Annotated in this window: 20 protein-coding genes; 4 read left to right on the forward strand and 16 right to left on the reverse strand. The window is 61.2% G+C overall.

The features are described 5' to 3' along the window. Window positions 1-105: 105 nt before the first annotated feature. From AVO45_RS04705 to AVO45_RS04750, 10 genes are all read right to left on the reverse strand, one after another. A complete protein-coding gene (locus tag AVO45_RS04705; protein WP_205627852.1) occupies window positions 106-1008 on the reverse strand; it encodes a type II secretion system F family protein in 903 nt (300 codons plus the stop codon). 97 nt (window positions 1009-1105) lie between these two features. Continuing rightward, on the reverse strand, window positions 1106-2134 hold the full coding sequence (locus AVO45_RS04710) for a type II secretion system F family protein (RefSeq protein ID WP_068344783.1): 1029 nt from the start codon (window positions 2132-2134) through the stop codon (window positions 1106-1108). A gap of 11 nt (window positions 2135-2145) precedes the next feature. Next, window positions 2146-3501: a TadA family conjugal transfer-associated ATPase gene (locus tag AVO45_RS04715; RefSeq protein WP_240482071.1), complete on the reverse strand. Its 1356-nt coding sequence runs from the start codon at window positions 3499-3501 to the stop codon at window positions 2146-2148. A gap of 91 nt (window positions 3502-3592) precedes the next feature. After that, on the reverse strand, window positions 3593-4798 hold the full coding sequence (locus AVO45_RS04720) for a CpaE/TadZ family protein (protein WP_082688662.1): 1206 nt from the start codon (window positions 4796-4798) through the stop codon (window positions 3593-3595). Window positions 4799-4809: 11 nt separating this feature from the next. Continuing rightward, window positions 4810-5466, reverse strand: coding sequence for a TadE/TadG family type IV pilus assembly protein (locus AVO45_RS04725; RefSeq protein ID WP_068344786.1), 657 nt, complete (start codon window positions 5464-5466; stop codon window positions 4810-4812). Then, window positions 5463-5954 (reverse strand): TadE/TadG family type IV pilus assembly protein, encoded by a 492-nt coding sequence (locus AVO45_RS04730; protein ID WP_068344787.1) that lies wholly within the window; start codon window positions 5952-5954, stop codon window positions 5463-5465. The genes AVO45_RS04725 and AVO45_RS04730 overlap by 4 nt, the downstream gene beginning before the upstream one ends. Beyond that, the gene (locus AVO45_RS04735; protein WP_068344788.1) at window positions 5951-7456 is read right to left on the reverse strand and encodes a pilus assembly protein TadG-related protein; all 1506 of its coding nucleotides are present in this window, start codon (window positions 7454-7456) and stop codon (window positions 5951-5953) included. The genes AVO45_RS04730 and AVO45_RS04735 overlap by 4 nt, the downstream gene beginning before the upstream one ends. A gap of 28 nt (window positions 7457-7484) precedes the next feature. After that, window positions 7485-8312 carry a Flp pilus assembly protein CpaB gene (gene cpaB, locus AVO45_RS04740; protein WP_068344789.1) on the reverse strand — a complete coding sequence of 276 codons (828 nt, stop codon included), beginning with the start codon at window positions 8310-8312 and terminating at the stop codon, window positions 7485-7487. A gap of 278 nt (window positions 8313-8590) precedes the next feature. Further along, window positions 8591-8797 (reverse strand): Flp family type IVb pilin, encoded by a 207-nt coding sequence (locus tag AVO45_RS04745; RefSeq protein ID WP_068344790.1) that lies wholly within the window; start codon window positions 8795-8797, stop codon window positions 8591-8593. A gap of 330 nt (window positions 8798-9127) precedes the next feature. Beyond that, window positions 9128-11329: a transglycosylase domain-containing protein gene (locus AVO45_RS04750; protein WP_068344791.1), complete on the reverse strand. Its 2202-nt coding sequence runs from the start codon at window positions 11327-11329 to the stop codon at window positions 9128-9130. Between the two features lie 256 nt (window positions 11330-11585). Here AVO45_RS04750 and AVO45_RS04755 point away from each other — a divergent pair, with 256 nt between their 5' ends. After that, window positions 11586-11924: a P-II family nitrogen regulator gene (locus tag AVO45_RS04755; RefSeq protein WP_068344792.1), complete on the forward strand. Its 339-nt coding sequence runs from the start codon at window positions 11586-11588 to the stop codon at window positions 11922-11924. 31 nt (window positions 11925-11955) lie between these two features. After that, window positions 11956-13284, forward strand: coding sequence for an ammonium transporter (locus tag AVO45_RS04760; RefSeq protein WP_068344846.1), 1329 nt, complete (start codon window positions 11956-11958; stop codon window positions 13282-13284). Between the two features lie 75 nt (window positions 13285-13359). Here AVO45_RS04760 and AVO45_RS04765 read toward each other — a convergent pair whose 3' ends face one another. The 4 genes from AVO45_RS04765 to AVO45_RS04780 form a co-directional block, all read right to left on the reverse strand. Continuing rightward, window positions 13360-14544: an amino acid aminotransferase gene (locus tag AVO45_RS04765; protein ID WP_068344793.1), complete on the reverse strand. Its 1185-nt coding sequence runs from the start codon at window positions 14542-14544 to the stop codon at window positions 13360-13362. Further along, entirely contained in the window at window positions 14544-15398 is an 855-nt protein-coding gene (gene sseA / locus AVO45_RS04770; protein WP_068344794.1) for a 3-mercaptopyruvate sulfurtransferase, read from the reverse strand. Before sseA ends, AVO45_RS04765 begins: the two co-directional genes overlap by 1 nt. 97 nt (window positions 15399-15495) lie before the next feature. Further along, complete coding sequence (locus tag AVO45_RS04775) at window positions 15496-15765, reverse strand: CBU_0592 family membrane protein (protein ID WP_068344795.1); 270 nt, start codon at window positions 15763-15765, stop codon at window positions 15496-15498. A 22-nt stretch (window positions 15766-15787) separates the two neighbouring features. After that, entirely contained in the window at window positions 15788-16351 is a 564-nt protein-coding gene (locus AVO45_RS04780; RefSeq protein WP_068344796.1) for a helix-turn-helix domain-containing protein, read from the reverse strand. Window positions 16352-16457: 106 nt separating this feature from the next. On the opposite strand from AVO45_RS04780, the gene ilvD reads away from it, so the two are divergent. Beyond that, window positions 16458-18290, forward strand: coding sequence for a dihydroxy-acid dehydratase (ilvD, locus tag AVO45_RS04785; RefSeq protein ID WP_068344797.1), 1833 nt, complete (start codon window positions 16458-16460; stop codon window positions 18288-18290). A 199-nt stretch (window positions 18291-18489) separates the two neighbouring features. On the opposite strand, the gene AVO45_RS04790 is transcribed toward ilvD, so the two are convergent. Continuing rightward, entirely contained in the window at window positions 18490-19308 is an 819-nt protein-coding gene (locus AVO45_RS04790) for a sulfotransferase family protein (RefSeq protein WP_068344798.1), read from the reverse strand. Between the two features lie 145 nt (window positions 19309-19453). Here AVO45_RS04790 and AVO45_RS04795 point away from each other — a divergent pair, with 145 nt between their 5' ends. After that, a complete protein-coding gene (locus AVO45_RS04795; RefSeq protein ID WP_068344799.1) occupies window positions 19454-21031 on the forward strand; it encodes a DUF5928 domain-containing protein in 1578 nt (525 codons plus the stop codon). A gap of 186 nt (window positions 21032-21217) precedes the next feature. Here the strand turns inward: AVO45_RS04795 and AVO45_RS04800 are convergent, their stop codons facing one another. Next, entirely contained in the window at window positions 21218-21670 is a 453-nt protein-coding gene (locus tag AVO45_RS04800; protein WP_068344800.1) for a GAF domain-containing protein, read from the reverse strand. Between the last annotated feature and the right edge of the window lie 50 nt (window positions 21671-21720).

Here is a 21720-nt window from a genome sequence, read left to right on the forward strand (position 1 = left end):
TGCAAAGGACGAGGACAACATCGCCCCTTCCCCAAAGGACGAGGACAACATCGCCCCTTCCCCGCCGCCCCGGAATGATTGTGCGGTCAATGATCCGCCTGGCTCTTACGCCCCGAAGGTTGCCACATAGCGGATGATGATGGGAGCCAGAATCAGGGCGAGCAGAACCGGCAACATGAGAAAGGCCATGACAGCCGACATCTGCACCGGCAATTTGTTGGCCTTCTCCTGCGCCCGCGTTTGCCGCAGTTCGCGCATTTCTTCTGCATAGGTATTCAGGGCGCTCGCGAGCGGAACGCCAAAACGGGCCGACTGCAGAACCACGCTCACGAAGGAGTTCATTTCCTCGATTCCCGTTCTGCGCGCCATCCTCATGAGAGCCGCTTCCCGGTCACGCCCGGCCTGGATCTCGCTCAGGGCGATCAGAATTTCTTCGGACATTTCCGGGGCCACGCGCTGTATTTCCACGCCCACCTTCAGCAAGGCATGGTCAAAACCCATCCCGGCCTCGATACCGATCTGCAAGAGATCGAGCATATTCGGAAAGGCTTCCTCCATCCTCCGTTTGCGCTCTTTGATCCGCGCGTTGAGCCAGTACTGCGGAACGAAAAAGCCCAGCCAGCAAAGAATCGCCACGTTCCTGAAAATGGCAAACGTATCCAGACCCGACACATATCGACCCAGCCAAGCTCCGAAATCGTTGGCCGGTTGCCACGCCACCGCCGCAAGAAAGACCAGGGGCAGAAACGTCGCCAACCCCAGTCGGATCAGGTAGAAATTCGCAATCGCATTTTCACCGCGGAATCCCGAACGCGCGAGCGCCTGCCCGACCTCGAACCGGAGGTTTGCATCATTGGGGATAAGCGCGGCACTCAGCCCAGTCGGGTTTTTTCCCTCAACGTTTTCTGGAACCTCCCGAGCCAGGTTGCCGCGCGCACGCTTGGGCGCCATCCTTTCGGCAGCGGATGCTCTTTCGCTCAGAGAAGACGAAATGCCAAAGAAGGCCAAGACAGCTCCGATGGCGACCAATCCGAACACGACGACCTGGGTGGCCAATTCGCCTTCGAAAAACGATCCAATAAACGAGAAGTCCATATCCGTCTCCTCAGATCCTGAAATTGACGAGTTTCAGCAGAATGAAGGCGTTCAGCACTACTGCAAAGGCGATCGCACCCATGATTGGCCAGAAGATCGGATAGTGCATGACGTCGCCATAAAAGCTGGGCGTAAAGATGGTCATGACCAAAACGATCGCGACCGGGACGCAGGAAAGAATATAGGCGGTCATGCGCCCTTCGGCCGTGATCGCCTTGATCTTGCGGCGCAGGGACATTCTAGCGCGGATCACACGGGCCAGAGTACGCAGAATTCCGGCCAGGTCACCTCCGGTGCCGTGCTGCATGGTCAGGGCGACCGCCAGGTACTGGATATCCTCCTCCTCCAAGCGATCGGCCATTGCCCTGATCGCAGTGGTCAATTCGTCACCGTAAGCGACCTGGTCCACGACGAGACCGAACTCGGTGCCAATGGGATCGGGCATTTCGTTGGCAACGCTCTGCAGCGTCGTGTTGAGAGGATGGCCCACCTTCAGCCCGCGTGACATCAGATCCAGTGCATCAGGCAGTTGCTTGACCAGATTCGCTTTGCGTTTGTTGAGGTTGTTGCCCACGATGGCCAGCGGCAGGATCAGGAAAACAAGGGCTGAAACCGGGATCACTTTCATCGGATCGGAAACCATCGAACCCGCGATGGAAGAAATGAGGAAGGCCGCGCCACACCCGATAAGGAACATTTCGGGCGGCATCGACAGGTCCGAGGCCTTCAGCGCGGCAGGCAGATCCCCCGCAAACGGGATCTTCTTCATCAACGGTTTCGACGGGGGCGGTTTCAACAAGTTGAGGACATCTTCGCCGGTTTTGCCTTCGTTCAGCATCTTGATCCGGCGGTTTATGGCCTCCTCGCGGTTTTCACCCCTTTTGAGAAACTGGCGGATACCCTCGAATGCGATCAGAGCGCCCAGGAATATCGTCAGTGTGATCACGAACCTGACATCGTAACCGGCAACCTCCAATTCAGGGCCGAACAACGTGTCCAGGCTCAACTGAGACAGAAAGGTTCGGAAATTCTCAAACATACCGGCCTCCCTCAGTTGAACTTGATGCTGGACAAGTCGACTCCTGCAGCGGCCAGAACATCGCTCGACTTGGGGCGAATGCCCGTCGGCATGAAGCGGCCCTTGACCCTGCCGGCCTCGTCTTTGCCTTCGCGTTTGAAGACAAAGATGTCCTGCATGGTCACGATATCACCTTCCATGCCGGTAATCTCGGACACGGACATGACCCGGCGCGAACCATCCGACAGGCGGTTGAGCTGCAGGACGAAATGGATTGCTGAGGCGATCGTTGCCCGGATTGCCGCGTGCGGCAGCTCCAGCCCCCCCATCTGCACCATCTGCTCGACTCGCGACAGGGCGTCGCGCGGGCTGTTTGCGTGAACCGTGGTCATAGAGCCGTCATGGCCCGTATTCATGGCCTGCAGCATGTCGAACGCCTCGGCGCCGCGAACCTCGCCCACGATGATCCGGTCAGGCCGCATACGCAGCGCGTTCCGAACCAGGTCGCGCTGATGCACGGCGCCGGTTCCGTCCAGGCCGGCCGGGCGGGTTTCCATTCGCAGGACATGTTCCTGCTGCAGCTGGAGTTCGGCCGCATCCTCGATCGTGACGATCCGCTCTTTCGGGCTGATGTAGGACGACAGGGCATTCAGCATCGTCGTCTTGCCCGAACCCGTACCCCCGGAAATGAGGATGTTCATCTTGGCGTCCACGAGGCCACGCAGCAGCGCCGCGGCGCTCTCGTTCAGCGCCTCGTTCTTGATCAGGCGCTCCATCGTCAGAGGGACCTTGGAGAACTTCCGGATCGAAAGCGCAGGGCCGTCCAGGGCACATGGGCGGATGATCGCGTTGACGCGGCTGCCGTCATCCAGTCGCGCATCGACCCATGGCTGCCGTTCATCGATCCGGCGACCCACGCGGCTGACGATCTTGTCGATGATCCGCAACAGATGCCGTTCGTCCCTGAACCGCGTCGCCGTTTTTTCCAGAACGCCATCGCGTTCAACGAACACCTGCTGGTGCCCATTCACCAGAATGTCGTTGACGGAAGGGTCGGCCAAAAGGGGTTCGAGCGGTCCGAGCCCCAACACTTCGTACATCAATTCATCGACGAGAGGCTTGATCTCGTCGCTGCGCATCGCCCGCCCCTCGGCCCGCAGCGTCTCGGTGACATGCTTGCCGATTTCGCCCCGCAGGGTGTCTTCTTCAACCTTGTCGATTACCGCGAGGTTGAGCTTGTCCAGAAGCGTATTGTGCAACCGGCCCTTGAGTTCCAGTCGGTCGACTTCGACATCATGCTGCAGCGCCAGTTTTTCGGCCTCGAACGAGGAGATTTCTGCCGCATCTTCTACCGGTTTCTTGTCGCTCAGCTGGACAACCTTTGCCACCTCTGTGGGCCGGCGGGTAACTCTATCAAATTCACGGAACATTAGCTGACCCTCACTTACTCATCATCTTCATTTCACAGTTGCCCAAACTTCAGTGGTGGCCAGCCCGCGGCGGCAACGCGTGGGACATGTCCAGTGCCATCTTCCGAATGGTCTTGGTGAGCGGCGCGCGGCTCGAAACATCGTGGAGAGGTACGCCACGATCCAGCGCCTCGCGGGTCGTTCTTTCGTCCTTCGGCACCCAATACGAAAATTCCTTGTCCAGCAGCTTGGTCGCAGCCCTGTGATGCGCCGCCTGGATCAACGGCTTCTTTTCGAAGCTGGCAACCAGCTGAATTTCCAACGCCGGGTTTTCCGCCTGATAGAAATCCATCAGTTTCCGCGCTGAGCGCACCGAAGGAACGGAGACGTCCGTCACCAGATAGAGTCTGTCGGCCTGCGTCAGAACCGGTGTCAGCCATTCGACCAGGGCGCGCGGCAGATCAACCACGATATAGTCGTGGCTACGCTTCAGGCTGTCGAGAATGGCCGAGACCTGCTCTTCCTTGATTGCATTCAGAGGCCCGTAGCGCGACGGGGCGGGCAAAACATCGACGCCGCATTTCGATTTCGTCATCGCCTGTTCCAGAAACGCACTGTCCGGAATGCTGCCCTCCATCGCCATGCGCCACATCGCGTCGCTTTCCTCGACATCCATCATCGCGGCAAGCGATCCAAACTGGAAATCAAGGTCGACCAGCGCGACGTCGTTCTTTGCCTTCTTCTTGAAGAAGCCCTGCTTGTCCTGCAATTCGTTGGCGAGGTTTGCCGCCAGGATGGACGAACCGACGCCTCCGCGAGACTGGGCAACGGCGATCACCTTGCCTTGCGTCGCATGCCCGCCCCAAATCGCGGGAAGCTGTGCTTCGCGGCGTTCGCGAATGGACTGGACCTGCGGGATGATCTCATCCTGCACCGAATTTCTCGGGAGCACATCATCCACGCCGATCCGGCGCAGTTGGCGTGCCTTTTCCAGCGGCAGGTTGTCGGATGCCAGCGCAATGATGATCGCGTTGGGCCGACGCGCCTCGCAGATGTCACGTGCAGACTGAAGAAGATTGTCGTCGCTCTCGTCCAGATCGAAGAGAACCACGTCATTCCGCCCAACCAGAGGAATCGCGGATCCATTTACGCCCGCGACCGTTCCCTGCTTGCCGGTGAAGCGGCAGCCGGCTTCCTTCGCCAGCGACTTTTCAATCGTCGAATAGATTTCCTGATCCGGCGAAATCAAAAGAACTGATAATTGTGAGTTACTCATGAAACCTCTCCTTAGTCTCCGGCTCCGCTGTCGAGATCCTCACCTGGAACCGAGGTGCTCATGGCTGGGATCGAAATGCTGTTTGGTGTGCTTGCTGCGAGTGTCGGGTCGTTTGCCGCCAAGGCAGCCAGACCACCGATCGGCAGGACGAAATCAAAGTTCACGTTGACCAGCTCGGCCGTGACCACCGGCGTGTAGGGCCCGCCAAGGAAGCCGAGATCGGGATCCTGGGAATAGGTGAACTGCACGTTGCTGGGGCTGGATCCGGGCGGCAAAAGCGGCTCTATGCTCGTCCACACCCGATCTGCATAGGTTCCGTCATACACACCGTCATCAAGGGCGTTCGAAAGGGTGCAGCTGACCGCGGCGACAGTTGCGCAGACACCTGTGCCTCGGCACAGCGTGCCATATTGCGTGTTGGCCGGCGGCGGGTCGGTGATTTCGTGAACGGTGGGCACCCCTGCACAAAGCGGCGGCCCCACCGTCGCGAGACGCGCGGCCATCTGCATGGCTTTCTGCGACATCGTCGAATTCCAGAACAGACGCCCGTATTCCAGGACGCCGAACATCAGCAGCAGGAACAGCGGCAGCACGATGGCAAGCTCGACCAACGCGGTGCCGCGGGTGTCGCGCCGAAACGCTCGGGTGATATGCGGCCAGTTTGTCATACTCCGAAAATCCTGCTCTGATCGGCGACCTCGGTCACAACCGGCCCCAGCGGGTTTCCGAACCATCCGAAGACGCCGCCAAAAATGTAGTCGATCTGAACTTGGGCACGGACTTCGACCACGCAGGTCGGGTCGATGCGATAGGCACCGGTTCTGGTGTGAAGCACCGGGATCACGTCCAGAAGGGTGGCCCCCCCCGGGATGACCGATGGTCCGTTCAGGCGGTTCTCGACGATATCCGTCACCATGGCATCGTAGCCTGCAACGCTTCCGGCCGGGCAAAGATCGATCGGCGCGATCCGGGCCACCATCCGCGATGCGTCGCGCACCCCGGCGGCCGCCGACTGATATATCCAGGTGATCCGCCCGCCTTCGATGATGATGGCGATGAACAGCAGGATAAGGGGCAGGACAATGGCGAATTCGACTACGGGTCCGCCAGCATCACAGCCTTTCAGCCGGGCGATATGTTTTCTGAGCCGTTTCATCTGTATAGCCGCACCACATCCCGGAAAATGGAGTCGATATTGCTGCTGCCGGCACCGCCGCCAACTTTTTCGACAACCTCGACGTAGATGTCGAAATCCGATCCCGAAGAACTTTCGAGCGGCTGGATCAGGAACACTTTCACGAATTCCTTGACCGGCACGTCCTGCGTACGCCCCTGGATCGGGTTTGCTGCGCAATCAATGGCCGCGGCGATGAAAGTACGACGGTTCGGATCATCAACCGTGGTGTTTGCGCATTGCGGCCTGCCGCTTTCGCTCCGGCCTTCGAGAATGTCATCACCTGCCGCGGTCCTGCTGATCTCCTCCAGGTACATGTCGTACCGCGTGGTGCCGACTGGCGTCGGCGGGCCCGCCGGATGCGGTGTCAGCGAGTTCGGCGGATCCACATAGGTACCGCCATTGCCATAGTTCAGGGAAAGATACTTGTCCTTGCCCTGCGACCAGTCGGCGTCACCAAAGCGGGCATAGGGTGCGCAGGAATCCGTCGCAAAGCAGTCATCCGGCGGGAAGGGCATCGAATCCGTTGACACAGTCGGGTTGTTCTTCAGGCACCCGCCGCCAGAGTTTTCCCACCCGCTGATGACCTGCGGACCGGGGGCATAGTCAGGGTCATTCTTGAGCTGGCTCATGGTCGCCATGAAAATGTCGAAGCGCGAGTTGTAGATGGCGCTGCCGATCCCGTTCCTCTGCCCGACTTCCGTATCGACGCCGGTTTGCTTGACGCATTTGGTCAGAGGCCCGTTCGCCGCAACCATGCAGATATACAGTTTCGATCCGGTCAGCCCCGCGCAGGGACCGGTGGGGTTGATCAGGTTGTCTTCGGGATCGAGAAAGCCGAAGTTTCCGGGCTCCCAGAAGGCATTGTTGCCACCGGTGCGCAGGTTGATCGTCGCCCCCTTGTTCGCGTCAGCCGTCCAGTTCGGCGGAATGCAGAACATCAGCGGCGTGACATCGCAGGCGTATTGCGTGTACCCGGCGATCGCCACGGCGCCGACCGTCCCATCCGGCCCGGCAACACCCAGCAGCGCGGCAAGCGCGTTCGCGAAGGGCAGGAAAACGGTTCTGGGGGTCGCCGTGACCTCGACCATGCCGGCCTGGGTCGGATCATTGGTCACGAAGGCGTCAACCGGGTCATTGTCATCGGGATCGGCGGCCGCGTCCGGCAGGCCGCTCAGGAACCGCAGCGAGAAATCGGCGATCGAGTCCAGATCGCGGTCGCCGGTGGCAAAGCTCTGACGGTCGCGGATCATGTTTTCCGCCGCAAGCGTGGCGCGGGTGATCGCGTCGTTGCTGCCATCCAGTTCGCCGGCAGCTGCCAGCGCGACGTGGTCGGCATAGGCCTGAAGGTCCGTCTGCGTCGAGGCCATCCGCCCCAGATCGAAGGTCAGCGCGGTCATTCCGAAGATGACGACCAGGAACAGCGCGACAAAGACCAGGATCATGCCCCCTTCGTCTTTCTTGAATTCGCTGATCCGTTTCATGGCGGTCACTCCACTGGCTTCCTGTCGATCAGTTCACGGGGACTTCTTCTTCGGAAGTGCTGCCGACAACGGGAACCTCTTCGATTTCACCCGTGCCGCGGCGCACGCGGACGATCGGCTTGGGGGCACCTTCCTCGAGCGGCGATTTCTCAAGCAGGATGTCGCTCAGGCGAACCGCTTCCAGAGGCTTGTCCTCTTCGGTGTTCAGCGAGCGCAGCGACAGGCTCAGCTGCCCGGCCTTCTGCGCCAGCGCCAGGCGTTGGCCCTGCTCGGGCGTCACTTCGACCGTCACCGTGCGCGCGACGCCGGGCTGGTCGAGATCCTCGTCCGCCTTCTGGTCAACGCCGATGACCCGGATGTTCTGCAGGATGGTGACCGCGCGCAGCGTGTCGCCGCTGCCTTGGGTCAGCACGATATCGACATTGTCGCCCGGCGTGACAAAGCCGCCAACGCCGGTCTGAGCGTTCACGTTCAGCGCCATGGCGCGGTTGTTTTCGCCGATTGTCTGGACGATGGTGACCTTCTCGCCGAAATTCGACACTTTCGAGGTCAGCAGGATTTCGCCCTGGGCCAGTGCCCGCTTGGCGCGGCGCGGCTCGCCACCGTTTTGCGGCAGAACCTGGTCATAGCTGGTGAAGACACCCTTCGGCACCGATTCCGCAGGCCATTCGATCGAGGTCAGCTGGTGCCCCTCGATCGTTGCGCCGAACGGAATGTCCTCGGCCGCGGCCACCACCCGGACGATCGTCGGATCAGCGACCTGGGATGCCTCTTGCAGTTGATTTTGCGCAACGAGAACCGCGCCGCCAGCCACAGCGATCCCGAAAACCGTCATCATCAAGGATTTCAATCTCATTTTCGTCTCCTAATTCTGTGGCGCATTCGTCATCGATCCGGACAACGGCTTCACGTCAGGCGCACCGCACCATCCAACTGTTCCGAACAGTGCGAAGATGAACTGGTCTGCCGGGTGTTCCGCGGTTTGGCCATGCGAAACACCCGACATCAGGTGGGCAGCCATGAAATGGACGCTGCCATGGCACGCACTCGGGTGCGCGGAAACCTGCATCAAATGAGTTTGTGCCATTTCTGCAGCGTTAGCCGCTGCAGAATTTGTCAGGTGTGACCGGTCGATCAGCAGCCACCGGCAGTGGAAAGAGCGTTTCCTTGGATCACGTTATCCGCGTCACAGAAGTTGTCTTGGGTGTGCACCGCCAGGTTGGAGACGATGAAGCCGCCAACACCAATCGCGACCAGCAGCGCAATCGCATATTCCACCAGGGTTGCCCCACGCTCGTCGCGGCGCAGCTGCACGAAAATTTTGCGGACAGTATTCAACATGTTTGTTACTCCATACTACGTTGTACTAAGCGGGCTAATTTGCGCCGCACTTACACGAGGCAGACTTCCCCCGTCACACAATTCACTACCAAACCGTTAATCTTTCCGCGTCCCCCCAAACGGAAAGGAATTCAAGCACAGGTTGAATTCTTCGTGGTTTTTGACATTTTCTTGGCCAAACTTGGCGAATCGGGCCGCATTGTGATTCGCCCTGCCCATGGCGAGTGATTCTCTGCCGTTACAAGAATGCGGGTCGCCAAGGGCGGGCCGCCTGCCCGCCGCAACACAATTCTCTTCTCGCCGGGGAAAACACGAAAGGCAGGCGCCCCATCAATTACCGCCGAAAATATCCCTGAGCAGCTTTTCCACCGCAAAGCCCAGCCCGCCGCCGCCCTTCCGGCTCCGGTTGGGTTGGGCTGTCTGGGTGGGCTCCTTGGGCGGCTGCATGGGCAGGGGTGTCGGCGTCATGCCCTCGGTCACCCGCATCATGGTTTCGTGCCAGATCTCGGCGGGCAGACCACCGCCAGTGACCCCCGAAAGCGGCGTGTTGTCGTCATAGCCCATCCAGACCCCGGCCACATAATCGGCGGTGAAGCCGATGAACCAGGCATCCCGCGCCGCCTGCGTGGTGCCGGTCTTGCCCGCCACCTGCCAGCCCGGCAGCGCCGCCCGTTTGCCCGACCCTTCCGAGACGACCTTCTCCATCATCCAGATCAGCTGCTGCGCCGCATCGGTGCGGATCACCCGTTCGCCGATGCCGGTCGTGGTCACCATCAGCGGCTGGTCGTCGCCCAGCAGTTTCAACTCGGTCAGCCCGTAGGGCTCCACCGAGGAGCCGCCATTGAGGATGCCCGCATAGGCGCCGGTCATCTCGATCAGCGTGCTTTCCGAGACCCCCAGCGCCAGCGCGGGCCCCGAGGCCAGATCGCTGTCGATGCCAAAGCCGCTGGCCACGGTACGCACATTGTCCAGTCCGGCGATGTTGGCCACCTTCACGGCGGGGACGTTCAGAGAATCCCTCAGCGCCCGCGTCAACGTCACGCGACCGTAATGCTTGTTGGTGTAGTTCTTCGGGCACCACTGGCCCGAGCCGGGGATCATCTCGCAATAAGGTTCGTCCACCACCGTATCGAGCGGTGAATATCCCAGTTCCAGCGCAGTGGCATAGACGAAGGGCTTGAAGGAAGAACCGGTCTGCCGCAGCGCCTGGGTCGCGCGGTTGAACGCGCCCGAGACGCGGGTCTTGCGCCCGCCGACCATGGCGCGGACCGCGCCGTCCGCCGACATCACCACGATGGCCGCCTGCGCCTTGGAGCCGGGTTTGACCTTTTCCTGGAAGATGAACTTGAGCGCCTCTTCCGCCGCCGCCTGTATCCGCTGGTCCAGCGTGGTGCGGATCACCACGTCTTCGGTCGTGTTGCGGGTAAAGAATTCCGGCCCGCTGGCCATCACCCAATCGGCGAAATACCCGCCCGCCCGGGCCGCTGCCGCCTCGGAGAGCTGCGCGGGGTTGTTGCGCGCGTCCCGGGCCTGGGCTGCGGTCAGATATCCCTGATCCTCCATCAGCCCGATGACCACATTCGCCCTGTTCTGCGACCGTTGCAGGTTGTTGGTCGGCGCATATCGGGTCGGCGCCACCAGCAGACCGGCCAGCATCGCCGCCTCGGCCGGGTCGACTTCGGCCGCCGATTTTCCGAAGTATCGCTGGCTGGCGGCCTCGAACCCACGCGCGCCCGCGCCAAGGAAGGCCCGGTTGAGATAGATCGTCAGGATCTCGTCCTTGGTATACTTGACCTCCATCGCCATCGCATAGATGGCCTCCTTGGCCTTGCGCCACAGCGAGCCCTGGCGGCAGTCGGCCTCGTAGGCGGCCTCGGAGTCCCATTTCTCTGGCTCGTAGGGCACGCCCAGACACAACAGCTTGGCGGTCTGCTGGGTGATGGTCGAGCCGCCGTGCCCGGACAAAGGGCCGCGCCCTTCGCTCAGATTGATGCGGATGGCGCTGGCGATGCCGCGCGGGCTGATGCCGAAATGGCGATAGAAACGCTTGTCCTCGGTGGCGATGACCGCGTGCTTGAGATGCGGCGAGACGGTGTCTGCGGTGATCACGCCCCCGAACTGGTCGCCGCGCCACGCAAACACCTTGCCGTCACGGTCCAGCAGCGTGACCGAGCCGCGCGCGCGCCCGTCCAGCAGGGCCTCGGATTCGGGAAGGGTCGTGTAAACCAGCCCCACCGCCAGGGCGATCAGCAGCGCGGCAACCATTCCCACGCGCCAGGTGATGCCCCAGACAAGGCGGAACAACCAACCAAAGAAACGGCGGAACAGACCGAGGATTCCACCTCCGCCGCCGGACTTTTTCGTTGACCGGCGCGTTGTGCGGCGCGACGGTTTTTTCGCCCCGGATTTTCCCGATGTTGCCTTGCGTGCCGGCTTTTTGCCTCCGGCCTTGCCCGAAGGTTTGCCCCTGCCCGCGGACGGGTATCTCTTGTCCGCCACCAGCCGTGGCTTGCGGCGCTTGGACTCAGTCATGCTCAACTCTGCCCGTTTCTTGTTTGAGCCGGACAATAGCCTGCCCGGCCGCCGGTGTAGAGGTGCGATTTTCCATAAACCATGCTTGCAGGAGCGATTAAAAAATAATCACCCTACCGGATATGTGCAAAAAATGTGCAATATTTCTGATGTTTTGGAAAATCAACCCCACTGAGCGGTTCCTCTAAGCCCCATGCCACGGCTTTTCTGCACGTGCAAACAGGCCGGGTGGCCGGCAAGGCAAAGGGGTAAAGACGTGAAACTCATCATTGCGACAATCAAGCCGTTCAAGCTCGAGGAGGTGCGCGAGGCACTGACCGAAGCGGGCGTGCGCGGCATGATGGTGACCGAGATCAAGGGCTTCGGCTCGCAGTCCGGTCACACGGAAATCTACCGGGGCGCGGAATATGCCGTGAATTTCGTTCCCAAGATCAAGCTCGAAATCGTGGTTCCCGCCACGATGGTCGAACAGATCACGGAAACCATCTCCTCGACCGCAAGGACCGGCAAGATCGGCGACGGCAAGATCTTCGTGCTCGACGTCGAGCAGGCCGTGCGCGTGCGGACCGGGGAAACCGACGAAGATGCGCTCTGAGCGCCGCCACTTCCACTCCGAGGACATCAAAATGAACCTAATCAAAACTCTCATTCCCGCGGTCGCGATCGCCGCGTTGCCGCAAATGGGCCTGGCCCAGGAGGCCGCAGCCAGCGGCGAGGCGGCGCAACATACGCAATACATCCTGACCTCGTTGCTGTTTCTGGTCGGCGGTTTCCTGGTCTTCTGGATGGCCGCGGGCTTTGCCATGCTCGAAGCCGGCCTGGTCCGCTCCAAGAACGTGACCATGCAGCTGACCAAGAACATCGCGCTGTTTTCGCTGGCCGCGATCATGTACTGGCTGGTTGGCTTCAACCTGATGTATCCGGGCGATGGCTGGTCGATCACCGGTTTCCTGGGGGCGTTCTCGCCCACATCTCTCGAACCCGTTGGGCTGGCCGACACGGAAACCGACCTGTCCTATGCGTCTGTCGGTTCCGACTTCTTCTTCCAGCTCATGTTCTGCGCCACCACCGCCTCGATCGTTTCGGGCACCATGGCCGAGCGCGTCAAGCTGTGGCCCTTCCTGCTGTTCGTGGTCGTGTTGACCGGCATCATCTACCCGATCGAGGCCTCGTGGCAGTGGGGCGGCGGCTGGCTGTCCGAGATGGGTTTCTCTGACTTCGCCGGTTCGACCCTGGTCCATGCCGCAGGCGGTTTCGCCGCTCTGGCCGGCGCCATCGTGCTGGGTCCGCGCATCGGCAAGTTCACCAAGGACGGCAAGGTCCATCCGATCCCGGGCTCGAACCTCGCCCTGGCCACGCTGGGCACCTTCATCCTGTGGCTCGGCTGGTTCGGCTTCAACGGCGGTTCGCAGCTGGCCATGGGCACCATCGGTGACGTTGCCGACATCAGCCGCATCTTTGCCAACACCAACATGGCCGCTGCCGCCGGCGCCGTCGCCGTGCTGCTGCTGACCCAGGTGCGCTATGGCAAGGTCGATCTGACCATGACGCTGAACGGCGCGCTGGCCGGCCTTGTGTCGATCACCGCCGAGCCGCTGGCCCCGTCGCTGTTCCAGTCGCTGATAATCGGCGGCATCGGCGGCGTGATCGTGGTTTTCGCGGTTCCGATGCTGGACCGCATGAAGATCGACGACGTCGTCGGCGCCATCCCGGTGCACCTGATCGCGGGTTTCTGGGGCACCTTCATCGTGGCCTGGACCAACTCGGACGCTTCCTTCGTCACCCAGATCATCGGGTTCCTGGCAATCGGCATCTTCGTCTTCGCGGTCAGCTATGTCCTGTTCGCGATCATCAAGGCCACCGTGGGCCTGCGGGTCGGCGAGGAAGAAGAGATCAACGGTCTCGACATGGCCGAGCTGGGGATGGAAGCCTATCCCGAGTTCTCCAAGGGCTGAGCGCCCCGCCACAACAACAAAAAAAACCCGGGCATCCGCGCCCGGGTTTTCTCTTTTTCCAAAGATGGTGTCGACTCAGACGCCGACCTCGACGATCGCCTTGGCAAGGATCGGCACGGTTTTTTCATTCAGGCCGGCGATGTTCATGCGGCTGTCGCCGACCATGTAGATGCCATGCTCGACCCGCAGCTTCTCGACCAGTTCGGGCGAGGCGCCGAGGCGCGAGAACATGCCGCGATGCTGGGCAAGGAAACCGAACCGGTCCGAGCCGGTCAGGCGCTGCAGTTCGTCGGCCAGTTGCTGGCGCAGACCCAGCATCGACAGGCGCACCTCTTCCAGTTCCGCCGCCCAGTCGGCGCGCAGCTCTTCGTCCTGCAGGATCCGGGTCACGACTCGCGCGCCATGATCCGGCGGGAACGAGTAGTTCTGGCGGTTCAGGAAGGCCAGCGTGCCCTGGTTCAGCGCGGTCTGACCGGCATCGGCGCTGACGGCCATCAAAAGGCCGGTGCGCTCGCGATAGACGCCGAAGTTCTTCGAGCAGGAAGCGGCGATCAGGCATTCCTTGACCGAAGAGGCGACAAGGCGGGTCGCCTGCGCGTCCTCGTTCAGTCCGTCGCCGAAACCCTGGTAGGCGATGTCGATCATGGCCACCAGGCCGCGGTCGTTGATCAGGTTCACCACCTCTTGCCACTGCACCATGTTCAGGTTGGCGCCGGTCGGGTTGTGGCAGCAACCATGCAGCAGCACCACGTCGCCGGCATTGGCGGTCTTGAGGTCCTCGATCATGCCGTCGAAATCGACGCCGCGGGTTTCATCGTCGAAATAGCGGTAGGCGACGGTTTCGATGCCCAGGTAGTTCAGAATCGAAATGTGGTTCGGCCAGGTCGGGTTCGAGACGAACACCCGGGCCGAGGGGTTGGCCATGCGGATCAATTCAAACGCCTGACGGCAAGCGCCGGTTCCACCCGGCGTCGCAACAGCCGCCACATTGGCGCGCGGCACCGTGGTTCCGAGAATGAGGTTGATCATCACGTCCGCATAGGCCGGGTCACCAGCCAGACCGGTATAGGCCTTGGTCTGCTGCTCTTCCCAGATGCGAAGCTCGGCGGCCTTGACCGCGCGCATGACGGGCGTCACGCCGTCGGCATTCTTGTAGACGCCCACGCCCAAGTCGATCTTCTGCTCGCGCGGGTCATCGCGATACATCTGCATCAACGCCAGGATCTTGTCGGCTGGCTGCGGCTTGAGGTTCTCGAACATCAGGACTCTCCGGTTGCGACGGGCAGGGTCGGGAAGGCACCCCATTCGGCCCAGCTGCCGTCATAAAGCGAGTGATCTTTCTTGCCCATGCGCTCGAGCGCAAGGCTGATGATGGCTGCGGTCACGCCGGATCCGCAGGTGGTGATGGCGGGTTTCGACAGTTCGACGCCGGCAGCCTCGAACACGGCGCGGCATTCTTCGGGTGATTTCATCGTGCCATCCTTGTTGAGCAGGCTGTCAAAGGGCACGTTGCGCGAGCCGGGGATATGGCCCGACCGCAGGCCTTCGCGCGGTTCCGGCTCGGTTCCGGCAAAGCGCCCGGCGGAACGGGCGTCGATGATCTCGTGATCGGCCAGCTTGGCGGCGGCCGACACTTGGGTCACGTCGCGGACAAGGTGGTTCTGCACGCGCACGGTCATGTGGCGGTCGCGGATCACCGGGGGCAGGTCCTCGATTTCGCGACCTTCGGCCTTCCATTTGGGAAAGCCGCCGTCCAGAACGGCCACGTTTTCCTGCCCCATCAGGCGGAACAGCCACCAGACGCGGGCCGCCGACATCAAGCCGGCGCCGTCATAGACCACGACCTGATGGCCGTCGCCGACGCCCATGGCACGCAGGCGCGACATGAATTTCTCCACCGGCGGCGCCATGTGCGGCAGGTCCGAGCGGTGATCGGAAATCTCGTCAATGTCAAAGAAGCGGGCACCGGGGATATGCGCCTCGTCATATTCGGCTTTCGCGTCGCGGCCCTGCTGGGGCAGGTACCAGGACCCATCCAGAATCCGAAGGTCCGGATCCTTGAGATGAGCGGCAAGCCAGTCTGTGGAAACGAGGGTTTTCGGATCGTCCTGCATCAATGCCTCCCCTATGCGCGCAGGGTTTTCCCTATACTTCAGCGGATATTGATTCAAGGTGAGAACGGCGCAGAAGGGGGGTAGGATGCCGCAGGCGTCACGGTTCTCGGCGCAGTCTGAAATACTGAACGATCCCCACCATGCTGATCGCGATCCAGAAGCCTTCGATCAGCATCGAGGCCAGATTGAAATTCTGCAGCAGCGAATAGACGATCAGCACCGAGCCGACGAGGTTCACCACCGGAAACGCCAGATCGTCGGAGTTCATCATCCGCATCTGGGTGGCGAAATAGGCCGCAACCACGATCAGCGCCCCGAAAGACCCGATGGCATCGGCCAGCGTCAGGCCGTTCAGGAATTCCGTCATCGGGTTGCCTCCTTCTGCCGCATCAACCGGCCGCGGCGGTCGCGGGCCGGTGTCCGTAGTGATGCATGTTCAAGAATGCCGCGCCCTCGGGCCCGGCGCGATATCCATGCGGCAGATCGGCCGGAAAGCGCAACCCCTGGCCCGCGTTCAGCGGCACCCATTCGCCGTTCCGCAGCACCTCAAGCAAGCCGTTCAACACAAAAACTTCCTCGGTCACGCCGGCGGCATGGGCGGGGGATTCGTGGCATTGGTTGCTGTCCAGTTCGACGTGAAAGGTCTCGGCCCCCAACACCGGATCAAAGGGAAAGACAATCTTGACCTTCAGACTGCCTGGGAAGGTCACGGTGCGGAACCGGGCCGCATCCGCCGGGTCGCGCAGGGCGCTGGTGCCGATCAAGGCGCTCAACGGCAGTTGGAACCCTTTGGCGATCTTCCACAGCGTCGCGATGGTGGGGCTGGATTCGCCGCGCTCGATCTGGCCCAGCATGGCCTTGCTGACGCCGGTCAGTTCGGCCGCCTTGGACAGACTCAGGCCCGCGGCAGCGCGCACGTCGCGCAGTTTCAGAGTGATGTCGTCTGATTCCATGATCTGGCCTTGCGTTTCCCCTTGTGCGTTATAGCGCACATATGTTACGTGCGCTATAACGCACGAAACCTTGGTTTTGCAACCGGGGCAAAAGGGAAACAGCATCATGCCAATGTACCGATCCAGAACTTCGACCCATGGCCGCAACATGGCCGGTGCCCGCGGCCTGTGGCGCGCCACCGGAATGGGCGACGACGATTTCGGCAAGCCGATCATCGCCATCGTCAACTCGTTTACGCAATTCGTGCCGGGGCACGTCCACCTCAAGGACCTGGGCCAGATGGTCGCCCGCGAGGTCGAGGCGGCGGGTGGTGTCGCCAAGGAGTTCAACACCATCGCCGTCGATGACGGCATCGCCATGGGTCATGACGGGATGCTGTATTCGCTGCCCTCGCGCGAGATCATCGCCGACAGCGTAGAATACATGGTCAACGCGCACTGTGCCGATGCGATGGTCTGCATCTCGAACTGCGACAAGATCACCCCGGGCATGCTGATGGCGGCGATGCGACTGAATATTCCAACCATTTTCGTGTCGGGCGGGCCGATGGAGGCCGGCAAGATCGACATCGCCGATCTGGAGGTCAAGAAGATCGACCTGGTCGATGCGATGGTCGCGGCGGCCAGCGATGCCTATACCGACGAACAGGTGCAGCATATCGAAGAAAACGCCTGCCCCACCTGTGGGTCGTGCTCGGGCATGTTCACGGCGAACTCGATGAACTGTCTGGCCGAGGCACTGGGTCTGGCGCTGCCGGGCAATGGCTCGACCCTGGCCACCCATGCCGACCGCAAGGAACTGTTCCTGGAGGCCGGACGCCGCATCGTCGAGATCACCAAGCGCCATTATGATCTGGATGAAAAAGGCTTCCTGCCGCGCGAGATCGCGACCTTCGAGGCCTTCGAAAACGCCATGAGCCTGGACATCGCCATGGGCGGCTCGACCAACACGGTGCTGCACCTGCTGGCCATCGCGCATGAGGGTGAGGTGAACTTCACCATGTCCGACATGGACCGGCTCAGCCGCAAGGTGCCCTGCCTGTGCAAGGTCGCGCCCAACACCGAAAACGTCCACATGGAGGACGTGCACCGCGCGGGTGGCATCTTTTCGATCCTGGGCGAGTTGAGCCGCGCCGGCCTGCTGCATGACGACTGCCGGACGGTGCATTCCGCCACCATGGCCGAGGCGATCGCCAACTGGGACATCAAGGTCACCAACAACCCCAAGGCGCAAGAGCTGTTCAAGGCCGCGCCGGGCGGCGTGCGGACGACCCAGGCCTTCAGCCAGTCGAACCGCTACAAGGAACTGGACACCGACCGCGTGAACGGCGTGATCCGGTCCAAGGAACATGCGTTCAGCCAGGATGGTGGTCTGGCGGTGCTGTTCGGCAACATCGCGCGCGATGGCTGTATCGTGAAGACCGCGGGTGTAGACGAGAACATCCTGAAATTCACCGGCACCGCCTATGTCTGCGAAAGCCAGGACCAGGCGGTGAACGACATCCTGACCGGCAAGGTCAAGGAAGGCGACGTCGTCGTGATCCGCTATGAAGGCCCCCGCGGCGGGCCGGGCATGCAGGAAATGCTGTACCCGACCTCGTACCTGAAATCCAAGGGCCTGGGCAAAGCCTGCGCGCTGCTGACCGACGGACGTTTTTCGGGCGGCACTTCGGGCCTGTCGATCGGCCACGTCTCGCCCGAGGCGGCCGAAGGCGGCGAGATCGGTCTGGTGCAGAACGGGGACACGATCGAGATCGACATCCCCAACCGCTCGATCCACCTGGCCGTGTCCGACGAGGAACTGGCCGAGCGCCGCAAGGCGCAGGACGCGAAAGGCTGGGAGCCGGCGCAGCCGCGCAAACGCAAGGTGTCCACGGCGCTGAAGGCCTATGCGAAGCTGGCCACAAGTGCGGCAAAGGGTGCCGTGCGCCAGGCCTGAACCCTACCAGCCCGCATGTTGCGGGACGGCCTGCCCCTTTCTCCCGAAGGGCTCCCGCGCCTGACAGGACCCTTCGGCGATGCCGATGCCTCCGTCAGCCTTGGGCCGGGCGCCGCGCAAAGCGCGGCGCCCGGCCCAACCAGAGGAGATGTCTCGTCAGAGACATTGACGATGGGCGGGAGTTCTTCGATCCTTCGGATCAGTCGCCGAGCTTGGCGTGTATCTCGTCCAGATCGATTTCTCCGGTCGGCATCTTGTTGGCCGGGTTCTCGAAATCGTATTTGAACAATTCGAAATCGCGTTTGTAGATTTCATAGACGAGATGCATCGACAGATCGTCGAAGTAATCCTCGACAGGATGCGCGCGTTTGGGTCCGTGGCCCTCGGATTCATTGAATCTCGGGATCTCGGACAGGTTCACCGGATGCGGCGTGTCGATATGATCGAGAACATCCTGCATCCCCTCGTTGAACCGTTCGGTCCAGAATATCCGGTCATAACGCCCGCCATTGACGACGAAGGTCGAGACGTGTCCTGACATGGATGACCAGTGAATGTCCGGATCCATCGGGCGCCGCCAGCGGATGGTGTCGCGGGCAAAAAGAAGAAAGCGGCGGAAGCTCTGGATCTGGTCGAACTCTCCCTTGCCGTCATCCCCGCCGACTTCGATCCCGTAGTTGTAGATCAGGCTCGGCACCAGATTTCCGCGATACCGCTTGCCGTTGCGCTGGATGCCGCAGATCTTGTCAAAGAACGAGCTGAGAATCCGGGTGTAGGGATTCCGGACGCAGGTGAAGGCAAAACTGCTATGCGCCTTGACCGTCCGCGAAATCGCATCCTGGCTGCCGTCCATCGCCCATTTGTGCAGCCCTGCCTGCGCATCGTGAATATCACCATCGAAGAAATGGCCGTGATCGGAGTAATACATGATCTGGCCGATGGTGGAGCAGGCGCATTTCGGCACGACGCGATAGACCATGCTCTCGCTTTCCGTCATCCATGTGCCGGGAAAACCCATCCGCCGCGCCTCCTATGCCCTTCGCATCTCAAATTGATTGGCAGTTTATTGGAAATCAAGGAAGCAAAAATATTCTGTTTATTCAATCGGCCATCGCCTTTATCAGGGCAGGAAATGAGCAGTTGCTGAGATCATCGTTTCGGAAATGGCAAAGATCGCCTATATCCTGCTGTGCCACAAGAACCCGGATGCGATCATTGCGCAAGCCGGGCAGCTGACGGCAGCCGGCGATTGCATGTCGATTCATTTCGACGCCCGTGCGAACCCCGCCGACTATCGCCGCATCCGGACCGAGCTGGCCGGCAATCCGAACGTCACCTTCGCCAGAAAACGCGTCAAATGTGGCTGGGGAGAGTGGTCTCTGGTTCGGGCCTCGTTGAACGCGATCGAAGCAGCCGTGGAAGCATTCCCGCTTGCGACGCATTTCTACATGCTGTCCGGTGACTGCATGGCGATCAAGACGGCGCAATATGTACACCGGTTCCTCGATGAGAATGACAAGGATTTCATCGAAAGCCACGACTTTTTCGAGAGCAATTGGATCAAGACCGGCCTGAAGAAGGATCGATTGATCTATCGACACTTTTTCAACGAACGGAACAACCCTTGGTGGTTCTACACCTCGTACAACCTGCAAAAGCGGTTCGGCATGGCACGCGAGACCCCGCATGACATCCAGGTCATGATCGGCAGCCAATGGTGGTGCCTGCGGCGCCGGACGATCGAGCGGATCCTCGAATTCACACGCGCTCGCCGGGACGTCATGCTCTTTTTCTTGACGACCTGGATACCGGACGAGACCTTTTTTCAGACGTTGGTCCGACACCTGATCCCGGAACGCGAGATCGAAAACCGGACCCTCACGTTCCTGATGTTTTCCGACTACGGGATGCCCGTGACGTTCTACAACGATCACTACGACATGCTGTTGGCGCAGGACTTCCTGTTCGCACGCAAGATCAGCCCGGAAGCCTTGAAACTCAAGGAGCGGCTCGGCCAGCTCTACGCGGCCGAGGGCATCGAATTCCGGGTCTCGAACGAGGGGCGGAACCTGTACACGTTTCTGACCGGCCGTGGCCGGGTCGGGCGCCGCTTTGCGAAACGGTTCTGGGAGGCCGAAAGCACGCTGGGCCCGAGGCGCGAATTGCTGCTGGTCGTCTGCAAGAAATGGCACGTGGCAAAGCGCCTCGTGGATCAGATCCGGCGCGAAACGGACGTGCCGGCGGTCGAATACCTGTTCAACGAAGAGAGCGCCGGCCTGCCCGACCTTGGCGGCATCGAAAAGACGCTCGGCAAGCGAACACGACATCGCCGCGCCCTGGTGCGGATGCTGTTCGAACACTTCGAGACTGAAAGGCTGGTCCTATGCCTCGACCCCGCTGATCTGGACCTGATGCAGGATCTCTGTTCCGACAGGGCGACGACGCGGCTGCTTGAAATCGAATGCCAGTATTCGGATGACTACCTGGTGGGGCATGCTCGGCGGGTCGGCCTCGCCGGAGAGCACACGCCGACGGGCACGCTCGACGCGTTGCTGCCGACGATTCGGAATGATCTTGCGCATGAAGCGGAGCGAATCCGCGACGCGGATTTTTCCCATTACTGGCTCCTGCGAGAAACGGCGCCGTGGTCGGAAAACACCGAAAAGATCGCCGAATTTCTGTCCGTGTCAGAAGAGCAGGCGGCGAGAGTAATGAGCATCGATTATCTGTTTTCCGATTGAACCGAATACGTGAGGCGAACTGGCAACCTGCTTTTTTCGCTTGCCGGGTCTAGCTGGGCCGCGTTGGCCTTGACCGGCACACCGTTTACCGCGGATGTCCCTCTGGGTTCGGTTCAGGGCGGGACGATGCTATGAGGCGCGCCTCGGCTCGGCCCGCGAAATCCTGGACAATGCACGAACGCGAAACTAGCGCGCGAAAACCCGTGACAGGATTGCGCCCAGCGCCTCGGCATCGGCCTGGGTGAAGGCATCGGGTTGGTCACTGTCGATGTCGAAGACCGCGATGATATCGCCAGCAGCGTTGCGAACCGGCAGAACCAATTCCGATCGGGTGGAGGACGCACAGGCGATATGGCCCGGGAAAGCGTCCACGTCCGGCACCAGCTGCACCTCTCCGGTGCGGGCGGCGGCTCCGCAGACACCTTTGTCGAAAGGGATGACAAGGCAGCCATGCCCGCCCTGATAGGGGCCGATCTTGAGCAGACCGGGTTCGGTCACACGGTAGAACCCCGTCCAGTCGAAACGCTCGTCGGAATGGTGGACCTCGCATGTTACGGTGGCCATCAGGGCGACCTCGTCGGTTTCGCCCTCGGTCAAGGCAGAGATCGTTTTTGCAAGTGAATCGTAGTCTGCGGTCATGGTCGGGCCCGTGTATGGGGGAGGGGGCGCTGCCCCCTCTTGAGCCTACG

It is taken from the genome of Ruegeria marisrubri (genome assembly GCF_001507595.1).
GTDB classification, from domain to species: domain Bacteria; phylum Pseudomonadota; class Alphaproteobacteria; order Rhodobacterales; family Rhodobacteraceae; genus Ruegeria; species Ruegeria marisrubri.